The organism is Chitinophaga sp., assembly GCF_017745275.1.
In the GTDB taxonomy this organism is placed as follows: domain Bacteria; phylum Bacteroidota; class Bacteroidia; order Chitinophagales; family Chitinophagaceae; genus Chitinophaga.
Genome location: NZ_JAGHZS010000010.1, coordinates 528,839 through 554,020, shown reverse-complemented (window position 1 = coordinate 554,020; position 25,182 = coordinate 528,839). Strand labels below are relative to the sequence as shown.

General features: G+C 47.1%; 17 protein-coding genes. 3 read left to right on the top strand and 14 right to left on the bottom strand.

The features are described 5' to 3' along the window. Window positions 1-5: 5 nt before the first annotated feature. The 4 genes from J7623_RS28800 to J7623_RS28785 all read right to left on the bottom strand — a co-directional run bounded on the left by J7623_RS28800 (window position 6) and on the right by J7623_RS28785 (window position 6,886). The gene (locus tag J7623_RS28800) at window positions 6-3,074 is read right to left on the bottom strand and encodes a TonB-dependent receptor (RefSeq protein WP_291927796.1); all 3,069 of its coding nucleotides are present in this window, start codon (window positions 3,072-3,074) and stop codon (window positions 6-8) included. Window positions 3,075-3,141: 67 nt separating this feature from the next. Next, on the bottom strand, window positions 3,142-4,002 hold the full coding sequence (locus tag J7623_RS28795) for an amidohydrolase family protein (RefSeq protein WP_291927793.1): 861 nt from the start codon (window positions 4,000-4,002) through the stop codon (window positions 3,142-3,144). Then, the gene (gene ilvD, locus J7623_RS28790; protein WP_291927790.1) at window positions 3,983-5,728 is read right to left on the bottom strand and encodes a dihydroxy-acid dehydratase; all 1,746 of its coding nucleotides are present in this window, start codon (window positions 5,726-5,728) and stop codon (window positions 3,983-3,985) included. The genes J7623_RS28795 and ilvD overlap by 20 nt, the downstream gene beginning before the upstream one ends. 81 nt (window positions 5,729-5,809) lie before the next feature. Further along, a complete protein-coding gene (locus tag J7623_RS28785; RefSeq protein ID WP_291927787.1) occupies window positions 5,810-6,886 on the bottom strand; it encodes a Gfo/Idh/MocA family oxidoreductase in 1,077 nt (358 codons plus the stop codon). Between the two features lie 138 nt (window positions 6,887-7,024). Between J7623_RS28785 and J7623_RS28780 the strand changes: the two genes are divergently transcribed. Beyond that, entirely contained in the window at window positions 7,025-7,903 is an 879-nt protein-coding gene (locus tag J7623_RS28780; RefSeq protein ID WP_291927784.1) for an AraC family transcriptional regulator, read from the top strand. 3 nt (window positions 7,904-7,906) lie between these two features. On the opposite strand, the gene J7623_RS28775 is transcribed toward J7623_RS28780, so the two are convergent. From J7623_RS28775 to J7623_RS28765, 3 genes are all read right to left on the bottom strand, one after another. Further along, entirely contained in the window at window positions 7,907-8,575 is a 669-nt protein-coding gene (locus tag J7623_RS28775) for a hypothetical protein (RefSeq protein ID WP_291927782.1), read from the bottom strand. A 76-nt stretch (window positions 8,576-8,651) separates the two neighbouring features. After that, window positions 8,652-10,211: an FAD-dependent monooxygenase gene (locus J7623_RS28770; protein ID WP_291927779.1), complete on the bottom strand. Its 1,560-nt coding sequence runs from the start codon at window positions 10,209-10,211 to the stop codon at window positions 8,652-8,654. Between the two features lie 70 nt (window positions 10,212-10,281). Next, window positions 10,282-11,100 carry a helix-turn-helix domain-containing protein gene (locus J7623_RS28765; RefSeq protein ID WP_291927776.1) on the bottom strand — a complete coding sequence of 273 codons (819 nt, stop codon included), beginning with the start codon at window positions 11,098-11,100 and terminating at the stop codon, window positions 10,282-10,284. A gap of 220 nt (window positions 11,101-11,320) precedes the next feature. Between J7623_RS28765 and J7623_RS28760 the strand changes: the two genes are divergently transcribed. Next, window positions 11,321-12,067, top strand: coding sequence for a hypothetical protein (locus J7623_RS28760; RefSeq protein ID WP_291927773.1), 747 nt, complete (start codon window positions 11,321-11,323; stop codon window positions 12,065-12,067). A 73-nt stretch (window positions 12,068-12,140) separates the two neighbouring features. Here J7623_RS28760 and J7623_RS28755 read toward each other — a convergent pair whose 3' ends face one another. Further along, window positions 12,141-12,683 carry a hypothetical protein gene (locus J7623_RS28755; RefSeq protein ID WP_291927770.1) on the bottom strand — a complete coding sequence of 181 codons (543 nt, stop codon included), beginning with the start codon at window positions 12,681-12,683 and terminating at the stop codon, window positions 12,141-12,143. Between the two features lie 354 nt (window positions 12,684-13,037). Between J7623_RS28755 and J7623_RS28750 the strand changes: the two genes are divergently transcribed. Continuing rightward, on the top strand, window positions 13,038-14,387 hold the full coding sequence (locus J7623_RS28750) for an outer membrane beta-barrel protein (RefSeq protein WP_291927766.1): 1,350 nt from the start codon (window positions 13,038-13,040) through the stop codon (window positions 14,385-14,387). A 69-nt stretch (window positions 14,388-14,456) separates the two neighbouring features. On the opposite strand, the gene J7623_RS28745 is transcribed toward J7623_RS28750, so the two are convergent. From J7623_RS28745 to J7623_RS28720, 6 genes are all read right to left on the bottom strand, one after another. Next, window positions 14,457-15,806, bottom strand: a complete 1,350-nt coding sequence (locus J7623_RS28745; protein WP_291927764.1) for a sigma-54 dependent transcriptional regulator — start codon at window positions 15,804-15,806, stop codon at window positions 14,457-14,459. A gap of 28 nt (window positions 15,807-15,834) precedes the next feature. Beyond that, window positions 15,835-17,016, bottom strand: coding sequence for a histidine kinase dimerization/phospho-acceptor domain-containing protein (locus J7623_RS28740; protein WP_291927761.1), 1,182 nt, complete (start codon window positions 17,014-17,016; stop codon window positions 15,835-15,837). Between the two features lie 270 nt (window positions 17,017-17,286). Beyond that, a complete protein-coding gene (locus J7623_RS28735) occupies window positions 17,287-18,357 on the bottom strand; it encodes a DUF4998 domain-containing protein (protein WP_291927759.1) in 1,071 nt (356 codons plus the stop codon). Between the two features lie 30 nt (window positions 18,358-18,387). Beyond that, window positions 18,388-19,596 carry a DUF4959 domain-containing protein gene (locus J7623_RS28730; protein ID WP_291927756.1) on the bottom strand — a complete coding sequence of 403 codons (1,209 nt, stop codon included), beginning with the start codon at window positions 19,594-19,596 and terminating at the stop codon, window positions 18,388-18,390. Between the two features lie 49 nt (window positions 19,597-19,645). Then, entirely contained in the window at window positions 19,646-21,538 is a 1,893-nt protein-coding gene (locus J7623_RS28725) for a RagB/SusD family nutrient uptake outer membrane protein (RefSeq protein WP_291927753.1), read from the bottom strand. 28 nt (window positions 21,539-21,566) lie between these two features. Continuing rightward, entirely contained in the window at window positions 21,567-25,016 is a 3,450-nt protein-coding gene (locus J7623_RS28720; protein WP_291927749.1) for a TonB-dependent receptor, read from the bottom strand. Window positions 25,017-25,182 lie beyond the last annotated feature (166 nt).

The following is a 25,182-nucleotide window of genomic DNA, read 5'->3' as shown; positions in this document are numbered from 1 at the left end:
TCAGTTTAAAAAGTAAGGTCAATACCTGCGTTAAAATTCTTTTGCTGTGGATAGTAGCCACCGGCGCCCCTGGTCACCGCTTCCGGATCAAATTCTTTCAACTGGCTCCAGGTAAACAGGTTAAAGGCAGATACGTATAACCGTAACCGTTGTATGCCTGTTTGTTTCAGCAAAGTATGGGCGAAGTTGTAGCCGAGATCGATGGATTTCAACCGGGCATAGCCGGCTTTACGCAGCCATATTTCCGAATCGCGGTTATTCATAGAGCGGCCACCAATCCATGCCAGTGGGAACCTGGCATTGGGATTATCCGCCGTCCAGCTGTCGGCCAGGTAGGCGAAGCTGTTGCCTTCACTGTTGGTGAACATGGTTCTGGCATCGCCCTGCAGCATGAAGGTGCGCTGCGCAGCGCCCTGTATCAGCAGGTGAAGATCAAATCCTTTATAGCCCAGGCCTGCTGCAAGACCGTACATGATGCGCGGGGTATTGCCATAGGGAGAAAGAATTTCCTGGTCTTTGGCATCTATCTTTCCATCATTATTCAAATCCGCATATTGAATATCGCCGGCTAAGGTATGCTGGCCAAACTGCGTACCCCCGTACCAGTTATCTGCATCTTTTTGGCTTTTAAAAATGCCGAGGGCATGGTATCCCGCCACAAAACCCAGCGGGCGGTTCATTTGTTTCTGGAAATCCAGGGCATTGGCCGGGTCATCGATTTGTGTGACTTTATTGGTGGCAAAACTGCCGGAAAGGCGGATATCATAGTTCACCGGGCCAATGTTGTTATGGTGATACAAACTCAGTTCCCAGCCGTGGCTTTTCATTTGTGCATAATTTTCTGCCGGCAGGCTACGGCCAAAAGTGGCAGGCACCGAGCGCACGCGGCTCCAGAGGATATCTTTTGTTACACGGGAAAAATAATCGAACTCAATGCCCAGCAGTCCTTTCCATAACTCCGCATCCAGGCCGATATTGTTGTTATCCTGCTTTTCCCAGGTGATACCGGTATTAGGATATACGCCATAATTCAGGGAAGACACCGCCTTTCCATCCATAACAGGGCCGCTGCTGGAATTGATATTATAGATATCCTGGAACTGGAAGGCACTGACCCGGTCGTTACCTATAACGCCCCTGGATACACGCAGTTTCAGGTTATTAACGAAACTGAGTGCACTGGCATTTTTAAAGAAGGATTCTTCAGAGATTCTCCAGCCGGCAGATATGCCCGGGAAGAAGCCGAAACGATGGTCAGCCGGGAAGCGGTAAGAACCATCATATCGGAAAGAGCCTTCCAGCAGGTACTTGTCGTGGTAAGCATAGTTTACACGACCTACCACGCTTCGGCGGGCATCCTGCAAAATACCGGTGCCGGTGATGCTCTGGTTAGCCGGACCGCTGTAATACAATTCATCCCGCAGCGTATTGGGGAAGTCTGCTTTCGTAGCCTGCAACTGATCTCCCTGGATGCCGTATTGCTCGTATAACAGCAACGCACCTACGGTGTGACGGTCAAATGTCCTTGCATAATTTAAGGAGATATTATAGTTGGTAGTTGTCATCGGTGTATACGTTTCCGTTAGTGCGGGTGGTTGGCCTACGGCTTTGGTACCGGTAACGTTACCCTGGTTATCTTCGTTATACAACAGGTAAGGGATGGAAAAATACTTATCGAACAGGTGGTCTTTAATTACGGCGGCCATTCCTTTCAGTGATAATCCTTTCGTGATAAAAGGCAGTTGCTGTTCAAAAGAAATCGTACCTGCGTACTGGTTATCCGTGGTATGCCGGTAGCCGGAGCCGTCTACAATCTGCACCGGATGGGGACCATTGGCATTAAAGGGGCGGCCATGTGGTGTATAGGCCGGCACATCTGGCCGGGTACGCAGCGCTTCGGCAAAAATGAAAAACTCATCATAACCGGGTGTGGAGGTCATTCCCTGTTCTCCGGAAAGATTGATGGATACGGTCAGTGTTTTGGTGATATCCGCATCCATATTTGCGCGGAAGTTGTAGCGCCGGTAGTTGATATGTCTGTACATCCCTTCCTGGTCGGTATAACCGAGTGAAGCGAAATAACGCACCGCGCCGGATCCGCCGTTGACCGACAAATGATGTTTGGTTTGCGGGCTGTTTTTCCGGAACGTTTCCTTGTACCAGTCGGTGCCTGTTTTTCCGGATTTAAAATCTGCCAGTTCTGCATCCGTAAACACAGGCTGACTGCCCTGGTTTTTCAATGCCTGGTTGCGGAAAAGCGCATAGTCGTAAGGGCTCATAATCTTTGGATACCCGGTAGGCTGCTGGATGCCGGCCATACCGGAATAGCTGATGGTGGGCTTTCCTGTTCTGCCGCGTTTGGTGGTGATGAGGAATACCCCGTTGGCTGCGCGGGCGCCATATACAGCGGCAGCGGAAGCATCTTTCAATACAGAAAAGCTGGCTACATCTGCCGGATCAATATCCTCCATGGTATTGCGTACCACGCCATCTACCACAATGAGTGGCGTATTGTCGTTCAGCGTACTGAGTCCACGGATCTGCAGGATGGAACCGCTGCCGGGTTTTCCGCTGGGATTGGTGGCAATAACGCCGGGTAAGCGGCCTGCGATGCTGTTGGTCAGGTTGGCAACCGGTTGCTTTTCCAGCTCCCTGCCATTAATGGTGGCCACTGCGCCGGTAAGGTTCACTCTCTTTTGTGTACCATACCCTACTACCACTACTTCTCCCAGCGCAGTGGATACCTCTGCTAATGAAACATTGACCACTGTTCTTCCGCCACATCGTATTTCCTGAGTGGTATACCCGATAGCGGAAAAGAGGAGCACACTTTCGGTGCCCGGAACTTTTAAAACATACTGCCCTTCGGCGTTTGTCTGAACGCCGGTGGTGGTGCCTTTTACCGTTACGGTAACACCGGGCAGCGGATTATTTTTCTCGTCATTCACTCTACCGGATATGGTACCGGTTTGCGCCGCCAATGGGATCGCAAATAGTAGCATACCCATCAACAGTAATAAACAGCAATGTGATACATGCAGGTACAGTGCCCGCCTGGTGTGGATCCTGGTCATAACATAGTAATTAATAACGGTGGTTGTTGCGCTTTGCGTAATGCTTGAAATACAGGTGATGTCTTACTCAGAGCCGATAAATGCGTTGCGCATTTTCATGAAATAAGCCAGCCAGTTCTTTTCGTGTGCCCGTGTTGGTTAGCACTGTGAGTAGTGCATCCAGCCATTGATGATATGTACCAGCCAGCAATACTACGGGCCAGTCGCTGCCAAACAGCAGCCGTTCATACCCGAAGCAGCTGATGGCATGGTTGATATATGGTGCTAATAGTGTTGGTGTCCAGTGAATAGGATCCGCTTCTGTGATCAGCCCGGATAATTTGGCGTACACATTTGGGAAAGCGGCCAGTTGATCTATATTTCTTTTGAATGCATCCAGTCCATTGCCTTTGATATCCGGTTTTCCGAGATGATCCAGTATAAAAACGGTGTCCGGGCAGGCGGCCGTCATTTTTGCTGTAGCGGGCAATGATGCCGGCTTTGCGCTGATATCGAGCGACCAGCCATATTCCGGCAACAATTGCACCGCATCCAGGTAAGCACTGCTACAACACAGGGAGGGATCGTCATCGTACATCCTCCTGATACCTTTTACCAGCGGATTGGCGGCCAGCAACGTAAAGACGTTTCGCACAGAGCGGCCTTGTTCCAATGGCGCATAAGCTACGATGCCCCGGATCCGCTCATCGGTTTGCGCCTGTTGCATCACGAAATCTATTTCACGCAGGTATTGGTCCGGGCGGCAGGCCGCCTGCACAAATACTACGCTGCTAACATTGACTCCCTCTGTGGCCTGCCGGTAATCGGCCATGGTATAACGGCGGTGGATATACGGGAATTCCTGCAGCCATGGATACTCCAACTGCTGCGGATCCCACAGATGCACATGGCTGTCTGTAATGGGTATGTCAGTCAATGGGTGTATCATGAGACGATTGTTTTGCATGCCAGGCTTCCAGTATACGCAGCCAGGGTCCTTCATCAGTTACACAGCCTTCTGTGGCCGATGAAACCGTCAGGCTGTATTTATACAGGATCCCTTTGCAATACTTCAGTGCCGGCGGCTGCCATTCAGATTTCCGCTGCAGGATCTCGGCTTCACCCAACGCTACATTAATCTCATTGCGGATGGCATCTATTGAAATAATATCTCCATCCTGTATTAATGCAATCAGCCCGCCATCATAGGCTTCAGGCGTAATATGCCCGATAACAAATCCATGCGTGCCGCCGGAAAAACGACCGTCGGTAATCACCGCCACACTTTTGCTCAGTCCCGCACCTACCAGTGCGGCAGTTACTTTCAGCATTTCCGGCATCCCCGGGCCTCCCCTGGGGCCTTCGTAACGAATTACTACCACTGCGCCGGGCGCTACTTCCTGCTGCTCTATCGCGGCAATAGCCGCAAACTCCCCATCAAAAACTTTGGCGGGGCCTTCAAATGTTTCGCCTTCTTTGCCGGTAATTTTAGCAACTGCGCCCTGCGGCGCCAGGTTACCATATAATATTTGTAAATGACCGTTACGTTTCAGCGGCTGGCTCATGGGATAAAGGATGCCCTGCGTAGCCCCCAATGGGGCCACATCCCGTAAGTTTTCTGCCAACGTGGCGCCGGTCACAGTGAGGCAGCTACCATCGAGTAATCCATCTTCCAATAACGTTTTCATGATAGCGGGAATTCCCCCTGCCAGGTGTACATCTTCCATCAGGTATTTTCCACTGGGCTTCAAATCTGCCAGCAACGGCGTTTCATCGCTGATGCGCTGAAAATCTGATAACTCCAGCGCTATTTCTGCGGCACGCGCAATGGCAATCAGGTGTAGTACCGCGTTGGTAGAGCCTCCCAACACCATCACCAACCGGATAGCATTTTCAAAAGAGGCTTTCGTTAAAATATCCCGTGGCTTCAGATCCTTTTCCAGCAGGCGATACAGCGCAGCACCCACAGCCAGGCATTCCTTTTTCTTTTCAGCGCTGAGAGCAGGATTGGAAGCACTGTAAGGCAAACTAAGCCCCATGGCTTCTATGGCGGCCGACATGGTATTGGCGGTATACATGCCACCACAGGCGCCTGCGCCGGGACAAGCATTCTGTACAATTCCCTCAAAATCAGCAGGCGATAACTTACCTGCCAACTGTTCGCCATAGGCCTCTAAAGTAGAAAGCACATTGATTTTCCTGTCTTTATAAATACCAGATCCGATGGTACCGCCATACACCAGTATAGACGGGCGGTTCAGGCGACACATGGCCATCACGGCGCCAGGCATATTTTTATCGCATCCCATCACCGTTACCAGTCCGTCATACCACTGCGCACTTACCACCGTTTCTATGGAATCTGCAATGATATCCCTCGAAGGCAGCGAAAAGCGCATACCAGGAGTCCCCATCGTTAACGCATCACTCACCCCGATGGTGTTAAAAATGAGTCCTACCAATCCGGCTTCCGTGATGCCTTGTTTTACCAGGCCTGCCAACTCATTCAGATGAAGGTTACACGGGTTCCCTTCAAACCCCGCGCTGGCAATGCCTACCTGGGCTTTCTCCAGGTCTGCCCGGGTAAGCCCCGCCCCATGCAGCATGGCACGGGAGGAAGGCTGGCTGATATCCTGTGTAAGCACCCGGCTATACCTGTTCAACTGGTGATTCATATGATCCGTTTTTTAAGTGAAAGCAAAGGAATGCCTGCAGTTGTGCAAACAACTGTTACAACGACATCCATAAAGTAGCTGTTATCCGACCAATGTACCTCCTGCATCACTGGAAGCATAGGCTGCTTCCACTACCTGCATGGTCTTATAGGCACTGTTAATATGATTGATTAAAACCGGCGCCGATCCTTCTGCATAACACATCAGGTTGGCCATAGACGCCCCGAAAGCATCGGGCATCCAGGTGCCTTCCAGTTGCACCGATTGCCATTCCGGCGTTTTATTTCCATCCAGCAACACGTATTCAAATGTATCCGGCACCCCGTGCGGGTAATCGATGTTCAGTCCAAGCGTAGTCCTGATCGCACCTTTGGTACCTTCCCATTTAATAAACGAATCCTGGTATTTCAAGCCAAACTCGTGGCCATGATTGGTATTAATAAACGCCCTTACAGCTTCATCATATTCCAGCATAATCACAGAACGCGTAGATGCCAGCTGCATCATTTTGGGATGCTTTACCGTCTTCGCATATACGCTTTTCGGTTCTCCCAAAAAGTAACGCAGGAGATCCATGTAGTGGATACTGTGATACAACATTTCCATGCGGGGGATACCGAATAAAAACTCCCAGAGATGCCAGGGATGGTAGATGTTCATCCGGATTTCCATATCGTGGAGGGTGCCAATGAGCCCCTGGTTGATCATGTCTTTTGCCGCCATCACAGCAGGTATAAAGCGCATCTGGAAATTAACGGCGGCGGTAAATTCTTTTTCACGGCATAGTTGCAGGATGCGGTCGGCGCCTGCAATGTCTTCTCCCATGGGCTTTTGCATGAGCACTACCGCCCGTGGAGGCAGTTGTTCGAGAATACCCGGCAACACCGATGCAGGAACCGCAATATCAAAGATCACCTCCTCCAGCGCCTGTGCTACCAGTTGTGCCACATTATCGTATACCTGTGAAATATGAAACGTATCGGCCAGTTGCTGCGCTTTCTCTATCATGGGATCACAAATGGCCACCACCTGCCAGCCGGCTTTCTGATAGGCGGGCAAATGGGCGCCTCCTACAATGCCTCCTGCCCCGATAATAGCGATGGGCCTGGGATGTATCGGTAACTGCGGTTGATAGTGAATGGTGATCCCTTTTTCCATGGTTCAAATTTCTTCCAAATTAAGCGATCAAACCAACACTTTAAAGGACATTACCTGCACTATTTTGATCATTCTGATATTAATAGCGGGCAAATAGATTATATTAGTACTACCACGGCATTTAAAACCGCCAACGTTATGAAAGCTATTTTGCAGAAAGTCCCCGTTTCCACAGATGCCTCCTTTGCGGTACAGGTATTTTGCTCTCCTTATTTCGATACCCCCTGGCATTTTCACCCGGAGTATGAGCTGGTATTGGTATTACAGGGAGATGGCACCCGCTTTGTGGGCGACAGCATCGCAGACTTTGCCCCTGGCGACCTGGTATTATTAGGTACCAATCTCCCGCACTGGTACAGGAACAGCGCGGCTTATTACACCAATGATCCTGCCCTGCAGGCTAAATCTATTGTGATCCAGTTTAACCGGGAATTCCTGGGGCCTGCTTTTTTTCACCTGCCTGAAACCGCGGCTATCCGCAAGCTGCTGGATAAAGCAGTGCAAGGTATCAGCATTAACGGGAACACCCGTACGCTGTTAGCAGATAAGATGCAGCAAATGGTGCACAGCACCGGGATGGATCGCCTGCTGCAATTATTATCGATGTTGCACATCGCTGCAGGAGCGACCGACAGCCATTTGCTGTCCAGTCGCGGCGCCAGCGGCATCAACGTAAAAGATGCCGAACGCATGAATCGCATTTACGAATTTGTGATGCAACATTTTACGGATCCTATTTCTACCAACGAAGTATCGCAGGCCGTGAACATGAGTCCTTCTGCTTTTTGCCGTTATTTTAAGAAACGGACCCGTAAACATTTCACTTATTTTCTGAATGAATTGCGGATTGGCCATGCCTGTAAATTGTTACAGGAAGATGACCTGAGTATTACTGAGATCTGTTTTATGAGTGGCTATAATAACATCTCATATTTTAACCGCCAGTTTAAAACGTTTAAGAAGAAGACTCCGCAGGCGTTTAAACAGGAGTTTGCGCCGGCGCAGCGGTATGCGTAGCCGCTATTGCTCCTTGTTATATACCGTTATCACGTCCTGAGCAGTAAGAAAATCTGTTTCGGGATGGAGCGACATCAATTTATTTTTTACATACAGCAACTTAAAATGTCCTCTTGAGAACCAATGCGAATTTTCATACCGCACATAATCGAGCAGTGGATCCAAATATATTTTAAATGCATTGGCATTATCCGTATTCACGCGAACAGGCCTTCCCAATAATCTCTCCAATTTTGTTATTACTATAACACTACCTTTCCTTTTAAAATCTTTGCGTATTGTCTGGGTGCTATCCAGGTCTATATTATACACGCCCATCCCTTCTAACAACTGACCAACCGGGTATCTGGCAGTGATATTATTACCGGCTGTATCAAATAGTTGTACAGTTATCTGCGGTGTTCCGGTGTTGGAGGCCACTACATTCCTGATAACACTAAAACTGCTGTCCAGCTCATGAAACAAAATCGTGTCTTTCTTTTTCGTCCAGCTGCCCATTGCAAAGCTTGAATGATTTTCACAACCAGATTCTATATTGTAAATACCATTGGGGAATAAGATAATAGTTGTACTACAAAGGGCATCCGCTTTCGAATAGCGACCAGCTATCTGCCCCCACGTAGTAATTGAAATAAGTAAAGCGCCTGCTAACAGTATAAAAGCATGTTTCATGAGGCAAACGGGATTTTGTTTTCTTACGGAGGAAGATAGTCTTTAATCCGTAAATAAGAAAACCTGTCAAATGAAACTATTCCTCATTTGCATTTATCAATGCTGCCTCCCGAACAAACCAACGATCCATTGTCCGTTGCAATTCCTCCATATCCGGCGTACCATCTGCAGCCCAGGCTACAATGCCATCCGGGCGGATCAATACAACGCTCAGGCCTAAACGATTTTTCACATTACCGGCCATATACTTTACCTGGTGAGCATAAGCGGCTGTTAGTTTTTCCAGGGAGACATTTACTTCAAAGTCGAGCAGTATGGCACGGCCTTCGCGCAGATGTTCTCCTATATCAGTACCATCTTCAAAGGTAAAATTGGGCACGCTGTAACCCGCCAGTGGATGATTTCCATCCATAGTATAATGCGTGGTAATACCCCATATCCGGCCTGCCATGTAGGTCACACCATCGCGGGTATGCATGAGGTCCCGGATAATGGCATATAACGCGCGGGCATGCGGATCCGGATGCATGATGGCAATTTGCGCGCGGGACCAATCCAGTACCTTCTCTCCCACCGGGTATCGTTCGGTATAATAACTATCGAGCAATCCTTCCGGTGCCTGGTGATGAATAGTGGCGGCCAGCTTCCAGCCCAGGTTCATGGCGTCTCCCAGGCCGAGGTTGAGGCCTTGTCCACCTAATGGCGAGTGGATATGCGCAGCATCGCCTGCCAGTAAAATACGGCCATTGCGGTACGCAGTGGCTTGCCGCGACCGGTCCGTCCACGTAGTAGCTACATGTACAGCGGTTATGGTGACGTCGGTATTTGAAATGCGGCGTAATAATGCCTGTACATGCTCTCGGGTAATCGGTTGGGCAGCCTTATGAAAGGCGCCACCATCAAAGTCCTGCAGGATCAGGTAATTGGGTTGCGATAATAAGTACATCCCCGTTTCCGTGACATTACGGCCGGGACGCAGTTTCTCTACATCGGCAATATCCAGCCCTACGGAGTAACCGGTGAAGGTGGGTTCTGTACCGGCAAATTCAAAACCGCCTTTCTTACGTACCGTACTACGGCCGCCATCGCAGCCTACCAGCCATTTAGCATTGAAAGATTGATCGCCTGCCTGCACGGTGACACCATCGGCAGTTTGTCGTATATCCGTTACAGTGATGCCCCTGCGAATGTCTACACCGAGAGCTACTGCACGGCGGGTTAGCACGGTTTCCAGCTCCATCATCCCGGACATTAAATTGGCAGGTGTAGATTCGGGCAAACGATATTTCCATTGGGAAGTATCTACCTGCTGCTGGTGAAAGGTAATACCGGCAAAATGGCCGCCGGGGCCGGTAGCAGGCGGAGCCTGTGCCGTTCTTACGGAATGACTGTGCGGATACTTTGTACGTTTGTGGATCTCCAGCTCATCGAGTAATCCACGACGATATAGTGCTTCTATACTGGGTGCAGAAAGCCCCCGCATACCAAAAGGCAATTGCTTTAACGGGGAAACAGGATCTGCGGCCTTCTCCAATATGAGTACGGAGCAATTGGCCTGCGCCAGTTCAGCAGCCAGGAAGAGCCCTACGGGTCCGGCGCCGGCAATAATGACATCGGGAACAAATGGGTTTGACATAGTGGTTGGTTGGGTTTGTGTTACGTTCATATAGCATGATTGAAGCACAAAATTCCCAAATGCAAAAATATCAGGATTGTATAAACGCGACAAAATTATAGGGAACCACCCGTAGCCCTTTCTTCACATTCCTCGCAAATGCCGCGGGCGTAGTGCCGCTGTAGCGCTTGAATTCCCGGCTCAGGTGCGATTGATCTGTATAGCCCAGTTCATGCGCCAGGCCGGCGATATTAGTATCGGGATTACGCCATAACTGATTTCTGACCTGCTCAAAACGTATCAATGCGGATACATCCTTCACGGTATGCCCGGAAGATTGCTTAAAGTTCCGTTCCAGGGTGCGTACCGTGGCATGTGCGGCAGCAGCTACTTCGCTGACAGGTATATTGCCATTGGCTTTCCGCATCGCTACACCGGCTTTGAATAACATGCTACCTGTGGCCACATGCGATCTTGCTTCCAGGAAATATTGTTTAAGGACGGCAATGGCGGCTGCTATGTTACCTGCAGCTATATGTTCGCGCAGGATGCCCTGCAACTTCGCCACGGGATGCTCAAATATCCGAACGCTGTCCTTATTGGAAGGTAACCCGAGCAAATCGAATACCGTCCACGGAAAGCACCTGACGGCAATAATTTCCAACCGTTGCGGGGAGTAGAAAAAAACAGGTTGATTAAGCAGGCCTACCATAAACGGTGAGGGCAATGACTGCAGATCCCCATTGGGCGCCACGCTATACAGTTCTCCGAAATGAAAAATAATTTCGGTATAGCCATCCGGCATTACCTCGTAAGGCGAAGGTTGTTCACCTGCTTCTCTGCAGTTATACCAAAAGCATTTGATGGTATCCCGTAGTTCCTCCGGAGATTCAAATTCATTATGCAACATGGTTAAAGGTAGTGAATTTGAAGCTTCCGGCATCCTTCATCCGCTACGCACGTGGAGCACTTGAAAAGTTACCTCCCTGCCTGTCCACCTGCTCATTAAAACTGTATACACGCGGTAGAAGCGGGTTTCTCCGTATGTAGCCCGTACACCGTTTACCTGTAAAGGAAAGTCTCCTGCAAAAACCACGTATATTGGTACCAGGAAAAAACCTGTACTGACTATGGCAAATCACTTACTAAAATTCCTGCCTGCACTGCTATTGGCCGTCTTTAGTACTGCTGACACACTTGCACAGGAAACCGATTTTGAAGCACTATCGAAAGTGCCGAGGGATACTACTTACCAATTTCCACCGGATTATAAAATCGCCAGACCAAGGCTGGCTGCTCCTTCATGGGATGAAGACTATGACGCTTATACATCCTTTCTTACACCGGCGATGAAGAAAACACAGGCGTATATGAACTTCCAGGACAAAGGGGTAACCACTGTTGTCACTCCCAATTCCATTATTCCCCATGCACAACTGGACACCACTACAGCAGTGAATGATCCGGGTAAATTAGTGGGCACCTGGCGTATGCTGAAGTTCCGGTCTATCCGGTTTAATGATTCTGTCTATCTCCCTACCCAAACTTATTACCGGCTCCCGGATGTGGTCCTGGACGATAAAAGCCAGGATGACGCCTTTGCGGTGATCACAGATAACAACATTAAAATGTATGTGAAAGAAGCCGGTAAACCCAGCTTCAAAAAAATGATGTCTGGAAAATATAAGGTGGAAAATGGCCGGTCACTGATGATGTACAAAGTATTTAAATCCGACGGCGGGGTTTCCCAATATGGTATTGATGAAAAAGGCCACCTGATTATTAATTACCCGAGCGTCATTGAAAATATAAAAAAGGGAGAATACTTTTCTTATTATGCAGTGATACAACAATACATTTATGAAAGGGTGAAATAACTTTATTTCATAAAAAAAGCCAACGTCCTTACGGATGTTGGCTTTTTTTATGGTTACGCAAGCACTGTCATACCTATTGTAAAAGCCACTCCAGCTTGTACATGTGATGAAAAGAATCATAAGACATTAAATCACTATCCTGTCGGAAATTTACATCCAACTGATCCGGTAATGCTTTCCTCCCGCTGAAAGCATTTTTTAAATTCCAGCCGGTAAGCTCCTGCAGCGGGCCATCTCCAACGGAAAAATAATATTGAAAGTTATCCCTGGGAAATGTTTTTACAGCGGTCATTATCTTTCTTTTATACAATAGCAACCGGGCATTCCTGTTTAAAATCTCGTAGCTCGTGTGTCCAAGCAGCCGGTATGTTTTTCCATCCCGTAAGGTTACTGCAAATATGGAATCCCTGGGAACCTGCATTTTTCCGTTGTCCGCCCGAATGCTCAGGTAAGGCTTCCGTGTATGAAGCTTCATATTGCTATATGCATAATAGCGATGATCGGCCAGATAATCGTTCATAGAGAGATAAAGCCCACCTGTTTTCTGATGGCCTATACCAGCCATTACCGGGGATAACGCCCCTGCCATCAGCAGGGTTGTTAAAAACTGTTTCATAATATGTGATAATTTATACCGCTTGTTTACAATTGAGATGCCTATTATTATTTCTACAGCATGGATACCGGCATCTGTTGATGAGTACAGGATTCCGGCGTACACATCTCCTCAAAAAAAACATATACAGGCATATCAAAATGAGAAATGCAGTCAAAATGAAATAAGCCTGCCTCAAAATGACCGGGTTTCTCATTTTGACATACTTTTCCTTTCCCTTTCAGGCAGACGTTCTAAAATTTCTGGCAGCCGGAATGCTTATTGGATAATGATTTCACAGGTCTGGCACACTAAATCCCCCGCGCAGGCATACAATTGGGAATGTAGTCACCAAATTGTATAAACGAACGAAAAATGAAACGAAGATTTGTAACGTCGCTTGTCCTGACTTTGTCCCTGTCATATGGATATGCGCAGCAAGACACTACCGGTAAAACTCAACCTGTTATTGTAGATGGATCTAATGGAAGATGCTTACCTTCTCCCCTTTCTTCACCTCCATTTCCCAGCGGGGAATGGGTAGGCGGCCCACTGATAGGCGCACCTGCAGACGCCCCCGATTATCCCCTGACCAAACTATTAGGACTTGCGAAAAGTAAAAGCCGGATTAAAATCTATGGATGGATAGACATTGGCGGTAATTTCAGCACTTCTAAAAATTCGAACGCACCTACTTCTTATAATCTTGTACCTAACCGTGTGGTACTGGATCAGGCTATTTTACGCATAGAAAGGCAACCGAATACCGTACAGCAGGATCATGTGGACTGGGGTTTTGTGGTTGATAATATTTACGGTACCGACTATCGTTATACGCTTGCAAAAGGTATTTTCAGTGACCAGCTCTTAAAAAATAACCACTTGTATGGATATGATCCTACACAGGTATATGGTATGCTCTATCTTCCCAAAGTAGCCGAAGGCTTGCTGATTAAGGTAGGCCGCTTTATTTCTCCGGCTGATATTGAAGCGCAGTGGGCCCCCGACAACTACCTGTATTCCCATTCCCTGATGTTTACGGTAGATCCATATACATTCACCGGTGTACACGCCATATTACGACTGAATGCTCACTGGCAGATTTCCGCAGGAGCGCATGCTGGTAATGATATGACGCCATGGAGCAGTTCCGCCAGTTTGAATGGCCTCGCCATGGTACGCTGGGTATCTTCCAATAACCGAAACTCCCTGTATGGTGGTATTAATAGCTTAGGAAAAGGTTATTATAAAGATGCGCACGACAATCTGCAAATGGCAGTAGCTACCTGGGGACATAAGTTCAATGAAAAAATACATATGAATACCGAGGTATACTATATGTGGCAGCATGACGCGGCCGTAGGTGGTACCGCCATTGAAGGCCCGGGGAAAGAATGGTACATGGGTACCGGCTTAGGTAATACCATTCCAGGTATTGCATCTGCCGTAGGCGCTGTAAATTATTTCCAGGTACAGCTATCGGCGAAGAAGGACTACCTGTCGATCAGAAATGACCTCCTGAACGATCCGCAGGGCAATCGTACCGGTTTTGCCACCACCTATACCAGTCATACCATTGGCTGGGTCCATCACTTCAACAACCTGGTCAGGATAAGGCCGGAAGTACGATATGAAAAAGCGTGGAACAACGACGCTACCCCATACGATAATGGAACACGCAGCGATCAGTTTACAGCAGCTATGGATCTCATTGTACGGTTCTGATAAACTCGTTTGATTTTTAATATAGGTTTTATACAACTGCAGGTAATTCTTTACCAGGCAGTTTTTTTATTATGCCATCTTATATTCATCCATTTTCCGGTAAAGGGTAGACAAGCTAATGTTCAATAACCTGGCGGCTTTTGATTTGTTACCGTTTACATAATCCACCACCCATTGTATATGTATTTTCTCCATCACTGCCAGATCAAAAGTACCTGGTTTTTGTTTCACCGGATGCTTATGCAACGTAAACTCCAATGGCAAATCATCCACGGTAAGTGTGTTACCGGTACAAATGATCACCGCACGCTCCATAATGTTTTTCAACTCCCGGATATTACCCCGCCATTCATGCAGCTTCAGATGTTCTATAAACTCACGGCTCATCTGCACTACCTGTGTATTGGATTTTCCGGCAAACTGTTGCAGGTAATAGGAGGCAAATAAAGGGATATCTTCTTTTCTTTCTCTTAACGGCGGCAGCTCAATGGTAAATACATTAAGACGGTAGAACAGGTCTTCCCGGAAACGTCCCTGTTGAATTTCCTGTACCAGGTTGCGGTTGGTAGCGGCGATAATACGTATATCCACCTTCGTTACTTTAGTATCTCCCACCTTTATAAACTCGCTTGTTTCCAGTACCCTTAATAGTTTGGCCTGCAGGTCCAATGGCATCTCACCTACTTCGTCCAGGAAAAGGGTGCCCTGGTGGGCTTCTTCTATCAATCCTTTTTTGTTTTTCACAGCACCGGTAAATGCCCCTGCTTTATAGCCAAAGATCTCGCTTTCTAGTATGTCTTTCCCAATAGCACTACAGTTAATGGCAAGAAAATCTTTTTCTGCCCGATGGCTGGCATTATGAATAGCTTGTGCGAACATTTCTTTTCCTGAACCGGTTTCCCCCAACAGTAATACGGCGGCATTACTGGGCGCTGCTTTCATCGCCAGCTTCCGGGCTTCCCGAATCCCGGCTGAAGTACCCAGCAATGCATCAAATGAGGCGTAGTTATTATTGATTTTTGTTTGCAGTTGTACCACACGGTTTTGCAATTTTACTTTCTCCAGCGCGCGGTGTAACAGTGGAATAATCCGGGCATTATCATTGCCTTTGGTGATATAATCAAACGCCCCGTTCTTTATGGCGCGTACACTATCAGCGATGTTACCATAAGCCGTTAGCAGGATAATTTCAGCTGGCAACTGTTTGTCCCGCATGTGTGTAACGAGGTCGATACCATTGCCATCCGGCAGCATGATATCACTGAGTACTATGTCTATGGCTTCTGTGTGCAGCAGCTGCCGCGCGGCTTTCAGGGTATCACATTCCAGGATACGAAAACCTTCCATTGCAATAATACGTTTCAATAACTGACGAAGTTTCTCTTCATCTTCTACGAGTAAAACCGTACCGGTTGTCATGTTCTGGTGTATTAAAATTGAAAAAAAATTAATGCCGGAGATTGGGAATCAATCCTACTTTTGTTTGTGTGAAATCCAACAATTCACTGCTGATTTGTAAAATTCGTTCCACATCTTCGCTGATGCTATCCAGCAGCGCCTGTTGTCCTTCCTGCAAAGGTCCGGTCCTTTTATCCGATAGTAAACTGAGACTCATTTTCATAGCTGCTATGGGTGTTTTCAGTTCATGCGAGGCCGTGGCGATAAATTTAGTTTTGGCAGCTTCCAGTGCTTCAAAAGCACTGATATCACGCAATACGGTCACCGTTCCCTGGTCGTTGCTGATGACTTCCTTTATGAAGACGGCCGACCCGATCCGCAGCTGCTGATTTGCCGGATGTTTATTGATAGACGCCAGCATTGTGGCTCTATCCCTTAGCTGAGGGCCACATAAATGCATCACCACTTCATTCATAAACAACAGTTGATGATGGGGGTCATAACAAATAATACCATCATTCATCTGGTTGATGATCGTTTCTATCCTTGTTTTCTCCATCTTTATTTTCTCCAGGTTACTATTTTCATATTCATGTAGTTTCTCCGCCATTCGGTTGAATACAATGGCTAATTCGCCTAATTCATCCGTTCGGTTAATGTCAATGCGGGTGTTGTATTTCTTATCTGCAATCTGCCGGATACCGGCAATCAGCTGATGAATGGGATGCGTAACAATATGCGGGTAACTGAAGATAAACAGGATGGATACACTAAGTAGTATCAGGGTAATGACAGATAACGTAAGAATGGCCCGTGAAGCGGCCGCAGATGATATATTATTTTTTCGGATGATGGCCTGCTGGTTAATAGCCGATATTTGCAGAATAACGTGTCGTAGTTCCACTGCCAACTGAGGGTTTTCCGGGTGCAGTTGAAGTTGCTGTACCAATGATGCAGCACGCGCCGTGGCACTATCTTCTCCTGGCTCTGTTACATTTTGTTCCTGTAATAACAGGTTCTGTTTTAGTATCTCCAGTTGTACCGGTTGTTGTTCCAGGGCGCCCAGCATGTTGTTGGAGAACATAATAGATCTGATATTTTCCCGGAGGATAAGGCGCACATCTCCATTTAACCGGTAAATCTGATAAATTCCCTGCATGCTGATCGCCAGCGTCATCAGGAACAGGAAAATCAATCCCAGGGAAAATTTTGTTTTTAAGTTCAGCGACATTTGCATTGAATTGATTGGGTGTACCAGCGGGTCCACCAAACCAATGCCATGTTACGTTAGTGATCTCTTTTCAACTCAATTAACTGACAATAAACAAATTATGAAAATGTCAATACCAGCCATCCCATAACAGGTATACCAAAATGGGAGGGTCTTTTTCATTTTGACATGGAAACAACCTTCTATAACAGGAAGACTCCTGTTATAGAAGGTTGAAAATGCCGGGACCAGGCGCTCCCCTTCTCCCGAAAAAAATAAAAAAACAGGCCTTTACTTCATGGTGAAAGTTTCATCAAAAGAGGTCCTGTGCGTACTTCCGGGCTGATTCATCCAGTATTTCACTTTTAAGGTACGGGTAACCGGATCAAATTTATTTACACCGGAAGGATCTAATTCTGCCGATCTTCCATTGGAAGAAGGCTGTCCGTATTTGTTGATCACACTGATCACATGGTAATTGTTATCGAGATTTAATACCACTCCAAATGAACCGTAGTAAGAATTACCCCCGTTGTTCAGGATCTTATGATATACATCATTGGTCTGATCGTTATCCACTAATTCCAGCTGTGTGGCAGTTACCTGCCGCAGTGTTACATTCCAGGGATAGGGACCAGTGAGGGCGGCATTGGTATTGTCTGTCATTTGCCCGGTGCAGGTATATGCCCCGGCAGCAAGATTAACGGCTACCGTTTGTTGTGCATAAAAAGTATCAATTCCGGCAACGGGTATATAAGCGGTTGTTAACTGAATGGATGAAAGGACGGGCGAAGCATTTTTCAGGGTATCTGCAAACGCCATAGCAGCCAGGTACTTCATGGATCCTGTTGTTCCCGTCGCCGTGGTATAACCTACCGTTGTATATTTACAGAGCGTATCCACAGCCGGGAAATCTAGCAGTATTCCGGACTGGCTGTTGGTGACATTGACCCTTCTGGCCTGCAGGTTATTTTCATACAGTTGTCCCAGGCTTGAGCCGCTCACAATAGCAGATCCGGGAGTAGAAGCGTTCCCCGCTTTATCATAAGCTACAATTTCAAAAGTATATTCACCTTCCGGCAAACCAGGAACAATAACTTTCTGTATCACCTCATTCGTAACTGGTAATTCAAGATGCTTCTCCCGGTTGTTCCAGTAAACTACAAACCGGGTGATGTTAGGATCTTTTGACCGGGTGAATTGTACTTCTACCCGCCCCCGGCCGGAATGTACTGCCAGGTTGGTGGGAACACCGGTATAAAAAATCTCCCCATTTGTCAGATAAGGCATGTACTCATGATCCATTTTTGTACACGCTTGTAGTCCTGCTGTCAACAACAGGGCGTAGATAATATTTTTCATAACAACTTTTTAAAATGCTAACGGATAGGTTTACTTATAGTCACCCATAAATTTCATGGATGCCATTTCCAATCCGGCACCGCCGGAATAATTTTTCAGGATCACCAGCCGGAAATAGCGCATGGTGACTGCCGGCAGCGGAAACGTAAACTCCGAACCATTATTCACTACCTCGTAATCCGCACTATTCAACTGACCGTAAGGAAGACCTGATGGTTTCACCAATTCATACACCCCTCCTATCTGCGTCCAGGAATCATCAAGGGCGCCATTGGGATTAGGATTCATGCTCCCGTATACTTTAAAAAAGCGCAACGTACCGTTTCTGAATTCAGCGCCGCCATTTTGCCGCATCCAGTACCTGAAACGGCTTAACACCACGGGCCGGCCAAAATCGACTGTTACGCGGGCCGGCACGGAATCATTAGGGCCGGTTCCTCCGTAAAAGGCCCAGTCGCCGGACTTGTAAGGATTGGTCAGTGGCACGTTAAGGTCAGAGCCACAGCAGGCCACCTGATCGCCGGGCAACAGCAATGCCTTCATCTTTGTACGATCCAGCTCCTGCTCTTTCATAGATGTTACCTTTGTCCAAACAGTATCTGACACATTACCCCACCTGTCGCGTACAAAAGCGCCGAATTTTCTTTCTATCGGTGAAAATCCACGAAGTGAAAAATTACCGGCCGAATCTTTTGTATAGTTGGTATATACATTCTCTGCTTTCCCGATCGTGTCTACCAGTGCTACCACGGCGATATCAGCGCCTGTCACATTTCTGAACCGAATATTGGCGCCACCGAAATCCGCCAGGATTTCCAGGGAAGACTTTACCGTCAGGTAAGGCGGTGTTTGCGGCGTCACTGTCACTTCCACCGGATCAGACTTTACTTCACTTCTGCTAACCGCATATAACGTTACTTTGTAAGGACCTGATTTTTCAAAACCCAGCACCTTCAGCGTATCAGTGTAGTAGGATGCTTTTACCTGCTGCTTTGATTGCTGGTTAATCATGTAATCGGCCTGTACATAGAGTATTTCGGGGTCTGCAGGGATATCATACATGATCAACGCCCCGCCGGGAAAGTTATTCACCCTTACATTCGTGACCACAGGCGGTTTCTTGTTGCTTTTATAGATGGGCTCGAGGTTGGTACCTGTTTGTTTCTGACACGCGTAAAACGCCACCGCAGCAACCACGGTCATCAGCGCCATTATATACTGCAAAAATTGTTTTTTCATACTTTTTGATTTGATGGATAACAGGGCTGCTACACAGTCCCGCTTCCGGCTACCATAATGGATTCTGAACAAGATTAGGATTAACGTAAAGGTTATCTTCCTTGATAGGCGCCAGGAAGTCTTTATAGGTATTGTGCGGTTGGTAAATAGTTCTTACACCGTAAAATGCAGCCGGTGTGCTTTGCGAAACATTCCAACCGGTAACGGGGCGGTTCATCAGGTCCAGGCGTTTCCATCTGCGCATATTCCAATAGTTCTCCCCTTCGAAAACAAATTCTATCATAGTTTCCTGTTGAATAATGCTACGTAATCCTTCCCTGGTAGATGGTTTGTTGGCATTGCGGGAATGCGCTGCCCAGGACTGTACCACGCCATTTAAACCTGCCCTGCTGCGCACCGCATCAATATATTGATATGCTTTAGCAGATGGTCCCTCTGATTCATTGAGCGCTTCTGCATACATCAGGTATAATGCACTTAACCGGATAGCAGGCCAGGTATAAGCATCTGCCGTATAAGAACCGCCGTCACCGGATGTTTTCCAGCTTACCAGTTTTTTAGGCCAATAGCCGGTAAACGAATACCTGGATAAAGATTGTGCGGAGGAAGATCCCCACATGGTATTTATATACAACAGGTTGTCTTCATTAGAACGCTGTTTGATAAAATAGGAAGATCCATCAAAGGCCAGGTCCGCATAGAAACGATATTCCCTGTTCACATTAAAAGAGGAGGTGGTGTAATTCGGTTTTAAGATACTGCGCATCGCGTCAGGAATGGTGACCAGCTTCGTATACCTGTTACCGTAATCCCAGTTAAGATCCTCATCTATAGGTACGCCGTTGCCGGTATAAAATATTTCGCAGGCATTCATGTTCGCGGCCCACAAGGAATAAGTATAGGAATACACATCATTCCTGGGAGCGCATTCCCGCTGCAATTCTGTGGTAGTACTCTGAGGGAAACCCCATATACACTCCTGGTTCCAGTCTTCCGTAATGGCACAACGGATGTCCATACACTTCTTCGTGGTATCGCCGATTTGCGCGAGGTCGAAAGGTTTTTCAAAATAATACAGCTGAAATCCGGCGCTGTTAGCGGATACAATAGCCGCATTGCAGGCATCTGCCGCCTTTTGCCATTTCGATTTATCAAATGCCGTATTCACGAGTGCCTTTCCATCTTTGTTTTTTAATCCTGCATAATCGGCGTTGCCGTTAAAAAGCGGGCTTGCATTCAGCGTTAATGCATAGGCTTTAATGGCCAGTGCAATAGGCGTTGTAATACGGCCCAGTTCTTCCCGCTGATTAGTGATGGTGGGTGGCAGATCGGGGATTGCTTCATCTACCAGCTGTGCAATATACGCTGCTATATCGTCTACCGGATCACGCTTTACCTTAACGGCTTCCACGTCTGCCGATACGGGAATATTGGTTTTCATTATAGGAAAAGGACCATACATGCGCATCAACAGGAAATGATAGTAGGCTTTCAATACCTTTACTTCCGCGATCCACCTTTTTCTTTCTACCTCTGTCATATCCGGGACCTTGCCTATATTTTCCAGGAAAATGTTGCAGGTACGCATTGCTGTGAACATGGCCAGACCACCGTTTTCTCCATCCCAGTAGTTGGCGATGGGCTTTACTACGTTCTGGTAGTCGTAGCACAACTGCATAATACTTTCCGGAATTCCCGGCGCCTGTGACCCGGGATAAGGTGTGGCTATTTCTCTTGATCCCAGGAAAGTATAATTATCAGCAGGGCTGCCCAGTAATGGCAGATAAGAATAGCAGGTAAACAGGTATTTCTTGGCGGTGGCACGCATCTGGAATGCCTGATCCAGGGTGGCTACGTTGTCCGGAATAATATCGAGGAATTTATTACAGGCAGGGCTAAAGGAAATGATGATCCCCAGTAGCAATATCTTGATCGTTTTCATACTTACTTTTTTCATTGTGAACAACTGGCTATTTAAATGAACAGGTAACACCGACATTAAATACCCGTTGAATAGGATAGCCTAAGCCATTACCGCCCATTTCCACATCCCACAGATTAAATTTGCTGAAGGTGAACAGGTTGGTGCCATTCAGGTAAAACCGTGCATTGGTCAGGCGCAGTCTTCTCATCAGTGGTGTAGGCAGTGTGTAACCTATTTCTACAGATTTGATACGCAACAAGGCGCCATTTCTCATAAACCAGGTGCTGGTTTGATTGTTATTATCCACGATGCTGGTACTCAGCCTGGGCCACAGGGCATAAATGTTTTGGTTGTCTTCACTCCAGTGATTATCTGCCCATACTTTCAGCAGCTGCCGCTGATCATCGATGAATGGTGCTGTAGCTTTGGTATCAATCCAGAATGATTCGCGGGCCAGGCCCTGAAAGAAAATATTGACATCAAAACGATCGTAGCCAGATGAAAATCCAAAGCCATATACTATTTCCGGCGTAGTTGGGAAGCCGATCGGCGCCTGATCCAGCTCACTGATTTTCCCATCTCCGTTTATATCCCTGTATTTAATATCTCCACCCCCATACATACCAAAATTTTGTTTGGGCGAATTTTTAGCATCGAGGTCGTCTACAAACAGCCGCTCTGCAATGTAGCCCCACTGCTGCATAATCGAGTGACCTACGTGTAACTTATTTTGCTCCGGATACGCGGGTTCTTCATACACATCGAAGCGACTGGTGGCATAAGTAAAATTAGCCATCGCCTTAGCCCACCATTTATTGGTGATCTGGTGAGAATAGTCCATCGCCACATCTATACCTTTTGCAGAAGCCTTTCCTACATTGGCACTGAGGCCGGCCGATAATCCCATTGTAGTGGGAATAGATTTACGGGGCATCAGGATATTGGATCTTTTTTCATTGTAAACATCTACTTCCAGGTTCAGACGGTCAAAGAAAGAAGCTTCAAATCCGATATTGGTTTTCGCCGCCTTTTCCCAGGTGATGTCATTGTTGGCATAGCGGGAAATATCAATTCCTGTAAGACTATAATCTTTCAGGGTACCAAATCTCATTCCTCTTATACCACTGTTCATGTCAACATTGGAAAGATAAAAGAAGCGGTCGTCCGGGCTGCCAATAGCATCGTTGCCGACCAGTCCGTAAGTAGCTCTGAGCTTCAATTTGGTTACTATACGCTGGATATTTTCCCAATACTTTTCATTAGACACCGTATAAGCAATGCCTGCAGAGGGGAAGAAGCCGAAGCGCTGCGTTTTGTAGAATCGTTCTGACCCGTTATACCCGAAGTTAAACTCAGCCGCATACCGGTTATCATACAAATAAGTAGCCCTTCCGGATAAGCCCACGTTTCTGAAAGGCAGGGAATTTTGCAAAGTGCCGGCGTTACCGGTAAGGCTGTTTTTCGCTACACCCACCAGCGTACCACTGAAGCCATGTACTTTGTTAAATGTTCTGCGATAGTCTACGGCTAACTCACCATAAAAATCAGACGACAATGTTTTATCACCTTCTGAATAATTGAGGTACTCTGTCCCGGCCGGCGCCTGCGATTGCCCCGCCTCCTGGTTGATAGCGTTCAATGAATAGCCTTTTGTTACGTAGTCGTAATTATAGGCTACATAATAGAATGGATTATACTGCCTCGATACAGAGAAGTAAGCATTGCGCTGAATATTAATTAACCCCCTGGCCGACAACCCTTCTGTGATGAAAGACAGCTTTTGATTCAACGCCAGCTGCGCATTGATGGCAGAACGGTTAAACTGCTTGTACCCTTTCTGCAGGTCTGCATACGGGTTATTATACTTACCATCAGCGGCATTACCGAACATAATATGCCGTACGTATTTTGTTTCCTCAGTAGGTTGATAATACGCAGGGAACAGTACCGGGTTGGATTGCATGATCTGGTTATAAATATCCTGGCCTCCGCTGATAGGGCCGGAATAATCATCAAAGCTCCCGGATATGCGCACAATCATTTCTGTAGACGGCGTAAGATTAACATTCACGTTACTTCTGACAGAATAGGACCTCAATTTGGAATTACTATTGAAGTTGCTCTTCTTATCCATTTTCAATATGCCATTATCCATGTTCATGGCGCCGGATACATAGTAACGGGCAATTTTCCCGCCACCGTTTACAGATAGGTTGTAGCGCTGGTTAAGCGCAGAATTACGAAGCAGCATTTTCTGCCAGTCGGTAGCCGGATATATTACAGGGTCAGTACCCTTCCTGGTATTTTCAATTTTATCTTTCGAATACAGCAATCCGCCCAATGGATTGCGGGTGAGTACCGCTTCATTGGCCAGTTCCATATAGGTAACCGGATCTGCCAGTTGCACATCCCTTGTAGAACGCGACAAAGAATTTTCCGCCCTGAATGACACGTTTGCGGGACCTTCCTTACCTTCTTTTGTGGTAATGAGTATCACACCATTGGCACCTTTGGAACCGTATAATGCCGTAGCTGTAGCATCTTTCATGATGGAAAAGCTGGCAATATCATCCACCTGCAAACGTGCGAGATCTGTAGTAGATGCCTCGATATTATCGATCAGGATCAACGGGGATTTACGATAGCCGAAGGTAGTTACTCCTCTTACAAAAAAGTCCGCGTTATCGAATCCGGGCTCACCGCTCCGCTGATAAGCAATGATACCTGCCAGCTTTCCCGCCAGTGCGGTGGTGAGGTTGCTGCTGGGGATTTTCAATTCACCCGGTTTAATAGATGTTACCGCACCTACTACTTCCGTTTTCTTTTGTTTTCCATGCGCTACCACTACTACCTCATCTACTTTTGCATCCAGGCGTTTGAGCACGATTTGCAGTGGTGAAGCATTATGGACGGTTATTTCCTGTGCTTCATAACCAATAAAAGACACCATTAATATTACACCTGTGCGGGGTGCCTGGATGGTAAAATGACCGCTGGCGTCAGTTGTTACCCCTTTGGCGGTTCCTTTCAACTTTACCGTAGCGCCGGGAAGTGGTGTACCATCTTCACTAACGATGGTACCGGTTATTTCGATGGCCAGCGGCGCTGCCGCAGACGAAGAATCTCTTCCTGTAGTAGTAACGCCGGCAATCATAATCCTGTTTTTAGAGATGGCATACGTTAGGGGCAATCCTTTAAAACAGGCTTTTAAAGCATCCGGCAATGGCGCATTACGCACGTCAATACTGATGCTGCTGGCATTACTGATCAGGTCATCTTCATAGAAAAACCGGTAGCCGGTCTGACGGTTGATCTCTTTCAGCACCGTCTTCAGTGATACATTTTTTCCTGACAATGTAATGCTCTGGCTGTACCCGGTGGCGCTGGCCTGCAAACAAATACAGAGCAGGCCGAAAGTGGCAAACTTCATCATCATCAACAGTTTAATGGTTGTTTTACAACCTGGGTGGGCAAGGAAATGTCCTCGTAAATTCATACATTCGTTTTTTCAACTACTCATTTTTAATGAGTGGATTTGGGTGAAGAATCAGAGACCTCTGAGCATAGCACTCCCTATCCGGATACTATGCCCAGACTATTCGCCCGCATTCAACCGTTCTGTCTCGCACACAGAGCGGTTTTTTATGGGCTGATTTTGGTGA

Excerpts from the sequence above, each read along its gene's own strand:
- J7623_RS28765 (WP_291927776.1), bottom strand. The coding sequence starts at position 11,100 with ATGTTGCATAATGAATTTGAATCTCCGGAGGAACTACGGGATACCATC.
- J7623_RS28770 (WP_291927779.1), bottom strand. The coding sequence starts at position 10,211 with ATGTCAAACCCATTTGTTCCCGATGTCATTATTGCCGGCGCCGGACCC.
- J7623_RS28785 (WP_291927787.1), bottom strand. The coding sequence starts at position 6,886 with ATGGAAAAAGGGATCACCATTCACTATCAACCGCAGTTACCGATACAT.
- J7623_RS28740 (WP_291927761.1), bottom strand. The coding sequence starts at position 17,016 with ATGTCGCTGAACTTAAAAACAAAATTTTCCCTGGGATTGATTTTCCTG.
- J7623_RS28735 (WP_291927759.1), bottom strand. The coding sequence starts at position 18,357 with ATGAAAAATATTATCTACGCCCTGTTGTTGACAGCAGGACTACAAGCG.
- ilvD (WP_291927790.1), bottom strand. The coding sequence starts at position 5,728 with ATGAATCACCAGTTGAACAGGTATAGCCGGGTGCTTACACAGGATATC.
- J7623_RS28755 (WP_291927770.1), bottom strand. The coding sequence starts at position 12,683 with ATGAAACAGTTTTTAACAACCCTGCTGATGGCAGGGGCGTTATCCCCG.
- J7623_RS28780 (WP_291927784.1), top strand. The coding sequence starts at position 7,025 with ATGAAAGCTATTTTGCAGAAAGTCCCCGTTTCCACAGATGCCTCCTTT.
- J7623_RS28750 (WP_291927766.1), top strand. The coding sequence starts at position 13,038 with ATGAAACGAAGATTTGTAACGTCGCTTGTCCTGACTTTGTCCCTGTCA.
- J7623_RS28745 (WP_291927764.1), bottom strand. The coding sequence starts at position 15,806 with ATGACAACCGGTACGGTTTTACTCGTAGAAGATGAAGAGAAACTTCGT.
- J7623_RS28725 (WP_291927753.1), bottom strand. The coding sequence starts at position 21,538 with ATGAAAACGATCAAGATATTGCTACTGGGGATCATCATTTCCTTTAGC.
- J7623_RS28800 (WP_291927796.1), bottom strand. The coding sequence starts at position 3,074 with ATGACCAGGATCCACACCAGGCGGGCACTGTACCTGCATGTATCACAT.
- J7623_RS28775 (WP_291927782.1), bottom strand. The coding sequence starts at position 8,575 with ATGAAACATGCTTTTATACTGTTAGCAGGCGCTTTACTTATTTCAATT.
- J7623_RS28760 (WP_291927773.1), top strand. The coding sequence starts at position 11,321 with ATGGCAAATCACTTACTAAAATTCCTGCCTGCACTGCTATTGGCCGTC.
- J7623_RS28795 (WP_291927793.1), bottom strand. The coding sequence starts at position 4,002 with ATGATACACCCATTGACTGACATACCCATTACAGACAGCCATGTGCAT.
- J7623_RS28720 (WP_291927749.1), bottom strand. The coding sequence starts at position 25,016 with ATGAATTTACGAGGACATTTCCTTGCCCACCCAGGTTGTAAAACAACC.
- J7623_RS28730 (WP_291927756.1), bottom strand. The coding sequence starts at position 19,596 with ATGAAAAAACAATTTTTGCAGTATATAATGGCGCTGATGACCGTGGTT.